This window comes from Micromonospora sp. NPDC002296, assembly GCF_040296145.1.
In the GTDB taxonomy this organism is placed as follows: Bacteria; Actinomycetota; Actinomycetes; order Mycobacteriales; family Micromonosporaceae; genus Micromonospora.
Genome location: NZ_JBEOWQ010000102.1, coordinates 1 through 6,196, shown reverse-complemented (window position 1 = coordinate 6,196; position 6,196 = coordinate 1). Strand labels below are relative to the sequence as shown.

6 protein-coding genes and 1 pseudogene are annotated in these 6,196 nt (G+C 75.0%); all 7 read left to right on the top strand.

Features of this window, described 5'->3' with window-relative positions; genetic code table 11:
* Positions 1 to 979, top strand: a pseudogene (locus tag ABT023_RS28745) (hypothetical protein); the annotation flags it as partial.
* A gap of 78 nt (positions 980 to 1,057) precedes the next feature.
* Positions 1,058 to 1,486, top strand: coding sequence for a phage tail protein (locus ABT023_RS28740; protein ID WP_350889793.1), 429 nt, complete (start codon positions 1,058 to 1,060; stop codon positions 1,484 to 1,486).
* On the top strand, positions 1,486 to 2,217 hold the full coding sequence (locus ABT023_RS28735; protein ID WP_350889791.1) for a CIS tube protein: 732 nt from the start codon (positions 1,486 to 1,488) through the stop codon (positions 2,215 to 2,217). Before ABT023_RS28740 ends, ABT023_RS28735 begins: the two co-directional genes overlap by 1 nt.
* The gene (locus ABT023_RS28730) at positions 2,204 to 3,967 is read left to right on the top strand and encodes a VgrG-related protein (RefSeq protein WP_350889789.1); all 1,764 of its coding nucleotides are present in this window, start codon (positions 2,204 to 2,206) and stop codon (positions 3,965 to 3,967) included. The genes ABT023_RS28735 and ABT023_RS28730 overlap by 14 nt, the downstream gene beginning before the upstream one ends.
* 15 nt (positions 3,968 to 3,982) lie before the next feature.
* Positions 3,983 to 4,354: a PAAR domain-containing protein gene (locus ABT023_RS28725; RefSeq protein WP_350889787.1), complete on the top strand. Its 372-nt coding sequence runs from the start codon at positions 3,983 to 3,985 to the stop codon at positions 4,352 to 4,354.
* A gap of 4 nt (positions 4,355 to 4,358) precedes the next feature.
* Positions 4,359 to 4,769 (top strand): GPW/gp25 family protein, encoded by a 411-nt coding sequence (locus ABT023_RS28720; protein ID WP_350889785.1) that lies wholly within the window; start codon positions 4,359 to 4,361, stop codon positions 4,767 to 4,769.
* Positions 4,769 to 6,196, top strand: a 1,428-nt coding sequence (locus ABT023_RS28715) for a putative baseplate assembly protein (RefSeq protein ID WP_350889783.1), incomplete at its 3' end; no start/stop codon positions are given. The genes ABT023_RS28720 and ABT023_RS28715, both read left to right, overlap by 1 nt.

Sequence of the window (6,196 nt, the reverse complement as noted above, 5' to 3'; positions counted from 1 at the left end):
GGGCGTCGAGCGGGAGGACGAGATGGTCGCCGCGTTCGACTACTGCCTGCACGGGAGTTCCGGCTCCGCTGTGACCCCCGGCACGTCCGCCGGCCGTGAGCCCGTGCCCACGCTGGTCCAGCGGCGGGTCCCGCTGCTGTCCGAGCGCCGGCTCACCCTGCTCACCGACGTGCCACCCGCCCCGACCGACCCCGCACCGGCGGCCGACGCCCGGCCCACGGTGCCGGTGACCTGGCGGACCCGCGGCGACGGAGCCCCGGAGGCGCCCCCCGGTGGACGGCCCGCCACCGCGGGGACGTACCCCGGCCGCCCGGCGGCCGTCCAACGGGCTACCGGGATCGCCGCACCGGACGGACGCAGGCACGCACCAGCCGGCGCGGGGAGGCCCCACGCGCCCGCCACCGACCAGCCCCACGGCGGCCCGCCCCACAGCAACCGGGAGGGACCTGCCGGGGCGCGTCCGGGTAACGGTCCGAGCCCGCTCCTCGCCGGGGCCACCGGTCCAGCCCGGAGTGCCCCGCCGACCGGGCCGCCCCGGCCCGCCGCCGCTCACGGCGCACCGCTGCGGGAGGCCGCCGGGGGCGTACCGATGCCGGCGCTGCGGACGACGGCGCCGGTCACGGCCGGCGGGCCCGGGGCCACCACCGGGCCGGCGCCGGCACAGCCGGTCGCGCCGGTCGCGCCGGTCCAGCGGGCGACGACCCGGCCCGCGGCCCAGACCACCGCCGCCCGGCCGGCGACCGCCGGGCCGACGCGGAGCGCCGCCGGGCCGACCGCCGGGACCGTTCAGCGCCGCAGCACCGTCGAGCCGGCCGGCCCGGACCGGGAGCCGGACGTGGAGGCCGTGCTGCGGGGCCTCGACCGGCGGCACCTGGACGCCCTGGCCCACCGGCTGGTCGAGCCGATCAGCCGGCTGGTCCGAGCCGACCTGCGGGCCAGCCGGGAGCGGTCCGGCCGGTGGCGGGACGGCCCACGGTGAGCCCGCCCAGCGGCAGTGCGACCGCACAGGCAGCGCACGGGCCGCACCGCACGAACCAACAGGAGAGGGGAGACGGGAATGGCCGGTGGTGACCCCGGGACGAGTGTCCACTTCCGGCTCCAGGTCGACGGCATCGACCTGGGTGACTGGAGTGGCTGTGACGGCCTCGGCTGCGAGGTGGAGCTGGAGCAGTACCAGGAGGGCGGCAACAACGAGTTCGTCTGGCAGCTACCGTCGCGGTTGCGGTACACGAACGTCACCCTGACCCGCCCGCTGACCCGGGAAACCGCCAAGGTCTCCAGCTACCTCGCCCAACTGCCCAGCGGGGTGCGCCGAGGGACCGCGCAGATCGCGGCGCTCCGGCCCGACCTGGCGCTGCTGGTGCAGTGGGGGCTGGCGGACGTGGTCCTGGTGCGGTGGTCGGGGCCGTCCTTCGACCCGAACCGCTCCGAGGTGGCCAGCGAGAGCATCGAGCTGGCGTACCACGGCTTCCTGGAGGTCGGCTGATGCGGTCGCGGGCCGGCAAGGTGGCGGCGAACCTCCAGCGGTACCAGCCGCCCACGTCCGGCGGGAGCCAGCCCGGCGGGACGCTCGGTGGGCCGATCACCTTCATGTTCAACCCGCAGCAGCTCGCCCTGACCAAGTCGGCGAACTGGATCCCGCACGTGGTACGCGGCGCGGCGGACGTCGGCGTCGCCGAGTTCAGCGGGTCCGGGCCCCGGACGCTGAGCCTGGAGATCTTCCTCGACGCCACGGACACCCACTCCCGCAGCGTCCAGGAACGGGTCGACGCCCTGCTCACCTGCTGCGTGCCGACGAAGGCGAGCATCGCGGCGAAGGCGCCGTCCCCGCCGTGGGTGAAGTTCGCCTGGGGGCAGTTCCAGACCGTCTCCTTCTACTCGTACGTCAGCCAGATCAACGCCACGTACAGCCTGTTCGACCCGGACGGTACCCCGCTGCGGGCCACCTGCTCGCTGACGCTCAACGAGGTCAGCGGCGCCACCCCCGGGCAGAACCCGACATCGGGCAGCCGTACCGCTCGCCGGGTGCACCGGCTGGTGGCCGGGGACTCCCTGGAGCTGCTGGCCCACCGCGAGTACGGGGACCCGACCGAGTGGCGGGTCATCGCGGAGGCCAACGACATCGACGACCCGGTCCGGCTGCGGACGGGCCGCCAACTGCTGCTGCCCGCCCCCGACGAACTGCGCACCCAGGAGGGGCCCCATGTCCAGCGGTGACCACACCAACAACCTGGTCGTCGGCCTGCCCGGGCCGCTGCCCCGGGCCTGGGCCGACCGGCTGGTCTCGGCGGTCGTGGAGGACAGCACCAACCTGGCCGCGACGGCCACCCTGCGCTTCCGGGACCAGCAGAGCCGGTTCCTGCGCGACAACGGGGTCACCATCGGCACCGACCTGACCGTCCGGGTCCGCACCGGCCGCGACGCCGCCCCGCTGCCGCTGTTCAGCGGCGAGGTGGTGACCCTGGAGTCGGAGTACGACGGCGTCGGCACCTTCACCACCGTCCGGGCCCTGGACCTGTCCCACCGGCTGATGCGGGGTCAGCGGGTCCGCAGCTTCGTCAACCGCAAGGCCTCCGACATCGCCCGGGAGGTCGCCGCCGCCGCCGGGATCCCGGTCGGCCGGATCGACCCCACCCCGACCGTGTACGAGACGGTCACCCAGCCGAACGTCAACGACTGGGAGTTCCTCAAGATGCTGGCGGTCGACAACGACGCCGAGGTGGTGGTCGTCGACGGCAGGTTCGAGTTCCGGCGGTCGGTGCGGGCCGCCGCCGCCCCGGGCGCCGGGGTCACCGCCGAGCAGAGCCCGTTCGTCGTCGAGATGAACGAGAACCTGCTGTCGGTGCGCTCCACCGTGACCTCGGTCGGCCAGGTGGCCGGGGTCACCGTGCGCGGGTGGGACGTCCGGGCCAAGCGGCCGGTCCGCACCGAGGTCACCACCGACGCCAGCGACGAGGTGCAGATCGGCACCACCCCGGGGAAGGTGTCCCGGCCCTTCGGCACGGCCCGGCTCTGCGTGGCGGACGTGCCGTACCGGACGGCGGCCGAGACCCGGGCGGTCGCCGGCGCGGTGGCCGCCGACGTGACGGCGGCGTTCGCGGAGCTGGAGGTCGGCATCCGGGGCAACCCCCGGCTGCGGGCCGGGGTGCCGCTGTCGTTGCAGCGGGTGGGCAGCCCGTTCGAGGGGAAGTACACGACCACCGCCAGCCGGCACGTCTTCGGCCCCGCCCAGTTCTACGAGACGTGGCTGACGGTCAGCGGCCGGCAGGACCGGTCGACGTGGGGCCTGACCGCGGCCGCCGCCGCGCCGGCCCGGGCGATGCGGGTGCCGGGGCTCGCCGTCGGGATCGTCACCAACACCAAGGCCGACGTGGACCGCCGCCATCCCGAGCGGGTGGGACAGGGCTGGGTGCGGCTGCGGTTCCCCTGGCTGACCGACGCCCCGGACTACGAGACCGACTGGGTGCGGACGGTGCAGCTCGGCGGGGTCGGCGGGGGCGGGGTGTTCTGCCCGGAGGTCAACGACGAGGTGCTGGTCGGCTTCGAGCAGGGCCTGCTGGACCGCCCGTACGTCATCGGCGGGCTCTACAACGGGGTGGACAAGCCGTCCCCGCACGACGGCGCGCTGGTGGACGCCTCGTCCGGGCGGGTGAACCGGCGCTCGTTCGCGTCCCGCAGCGGGGACCGGATCGAGTTCCTGGAGTCCCAGCTCCCCGCCGGGCCCCGGGGGATCCGGCTGTGCACGTCCCGGGACCGGCTCACCGTGCACCTCGACGAGCGGCGTACGGCGGTGACCATCCACAGCGACGGCAGCGTCGAGATCGAGGCCCGGCAGCAGGTCACGGTGAAGGGGCGCGGGATCACCCTCGACGCCGGGGCCGGTGAGCTGACCCTCAGGGGCCGGTCGGTGACCGTCGACGGCGGCACCCAGGTCGACATCCAGGCACCACTCGTCAAGCTCAACTGACCGGAGGAACGCCACATGCCACCGGCCGCGCGCATCGGTGACCAGATCAGCCACCTCGCCACCGGGCTCACCCCCGGGCCACCCACCGGGACGATCGGCCCACCCGGCGGGCGGGCCCTGCCACCCGGTACGCCCAGCGCCCCGCTGCTCGGGGTCTCCAGCGTGCTCATCGCCGGGAAGCCCGCCGCCGTGGTCGGCACCGTCTGCGTCTGCGACAAGCCGCCGCAGCACGCCGTGCTCCTGCTGACCAACCGGATCGTGCCGGCCGTGCCGCCGCCGCTGCGCCGGGTGCTGATCGGCGGGCACCAGGCCGCGCGCCGGGGCGACGCCACCACCTGCAAGGCCGTGGTGAGCACCGGCGCGCCGACCGTGCTGATCGGCGGGTGAGCAGGTGGCGGAGCAGTTCATCGGGGCGGGCTGGGCGTTCCCGCTGCGTACCGACGCCACCGGCGGGATGGCCCTGGTCGACCGGGAGCGGGAGATCGTCGAGGCGATCCAGCTCATCCTCGGCACCGCCCCGGGCGAGCGGCCGATGCGGCCGGAGTTCGGCTGCGGGGTGCACGACTACGTCTTCGCCCCCGCCGACGAGAACACCGCCGGGCGCATCGCCTTCGAGGTACGCCGGGCACTGGACCGGTGGGAGCCCCGGATCGACGTCCACGACGTCGTGATCGGCTTCGACGCCGAGGACGCCGGGGTGCTCTACATCGACGTCCGGTACTCGATCCGGGGCACCAACGACCCCCGCAATCTGGTCTTCCCGTTCTACGTCATCCCGTCCCACGAGGAAAGCGTCGCCTGATGCCGCTGCCAGCGCCCAACCTGGACGACCGTCGCTTCCAGCAACTCGTCGACGAGGCGAAACGCTTCATCCAGCAGCGCTGCCCGGAGTGGAGCGACCACAACGTCTCCGATCCCGGGGTGACCCTGGTCGAAACGTTCGCCCACATGGTCGACCAGCTCCTGTACCGGCTCAACCGGGTGCCGGAGAAGAACTACCTGGCCTTCCTGGACCTGATCGGCGTCCGGCCGTTCCCGCCCACGGCCGCCCGGGGGGACGTCACGTTCTGGCTCTCGGGCCCGCAGACCCAGCCGGTGGTGCTGCGCGCCGGCACCGAGGTCGGCACGGAACGGACCCAGACCGACGAGGCCATCGTGTTCACCACCGCCGCGGACCTGGCGGTGGTGCCCTGCGAGCTGGCCCGGCTGCGCAGCCACCCCGCTCAGGGCCCTCCGGTGGACCGGACCGAGGAACTGCTCGACGGCCGGGACGTGGCCTGCTTCCCGGCCGCCCCCTCGGTCGGGGACGCCATGCTGCTCGGCCTCTCCGCCGCGGTGCCCTCCTGCGCGGTCCTGCTGCGGATGGACAGCCGGGTGGAGGGCGTCGGCGTGGACCCGCGCCAGCCGCCGCTGGTGTGGGAGGCGTGGACCGGCGTGGACTGGTCGCCCTGCGACGTCGACCACGACGACACCGGCGGGCTGAACAGGCCGGGCGAGGTGGTACTGCACATGCCGGCCACCCACGTCACCTCCGTGGTGGGCGGGCAGCGGGCCGGCTGGCTGCGGTGCCGGCTGGTCGAGGCCCGATCCGGCCAGCCCTTCTACGCCGCCTCCCCGACCGTGCGCTCGGTCGAGGCGGCCACGATCGGCGGCACGGTCACCGCCGTGCACGCCGAGACCGTCCTCGGCGAGCAGGTCGGGGAGGCAGAGGGGGTGCCCGGCCAGCGGTTCACGGTGGCCCGGCCGCCGATCGTCGGAGACGAGCATCCGCTGGTGGTGGAGACCGCCGACGGTGCGGGGTGGCTGGAGTGGACCGAGACGGACACGTTCAGCGGATCCGGGCCGGACGACCGGCACGTCGTCGTCGACCGGACCGCCGGGGAGGTCCTGTTCGGGCCGGCCGTCCGGCAACCCGACGGCGCCCTGCGCCGGTACGGCGCCGTACCCGCCGCCGGGTCGCGGGTCCGGGTCCGGCGCTACCGCACCGGGGGCGGGCACAGCGGCAACGTCGCCCGGGGCGCCCTGGCCGTCCTGCGCAGCTCCATGCCGTACATCTCGGGGGTGGAGAACCGGGGCCCGGCCACCGGCGGCGTCGACGGGGAGACCGTGGCGGAGGCCCGGCTGCGCGGGCCGGTGCAGCTGCGCGCGCAGGACCGGGCGGTGACCGCCCGCGACTACGAGCTGCTGGCCCGGCAGGCCTGCCCCGCCGCGGCCCGGGTCCGGTGCCTG

Excerpts from the sequence above, each read along its gene's own strand:
- ABT023_RS28735 (WP_350889791.1), top strand. The coding sequence starts at position 1,486 with ATGCGGTCGCGGGCCGGCAAGGTGGCGGCGAACCTCCAGCGGTACCAG.
- ABT023_RS28730 (WP_350889789.1), top strand. The coding sequence starts at position 2,204 with ATGTCCAGCGGTGACCACACCAACAACCTGGTCGTCGGCCTGCCCGGG.
- ABT023_RS28725 (WP_350889787.1), top strand. The coding sequence starts at position 3,983 with ATGCCACCGGCCGCGCGCATCGGTGACCAGATCAGCCACCTCGCCACC.
- ABT023_RS28740 (WP_350889793.1), top strand. The coding sequence starts at position 1,058 with ATGGCCGGTGGTGACCCCGGGACGAGTGTCCACTTCCGGCTCCAGGTC.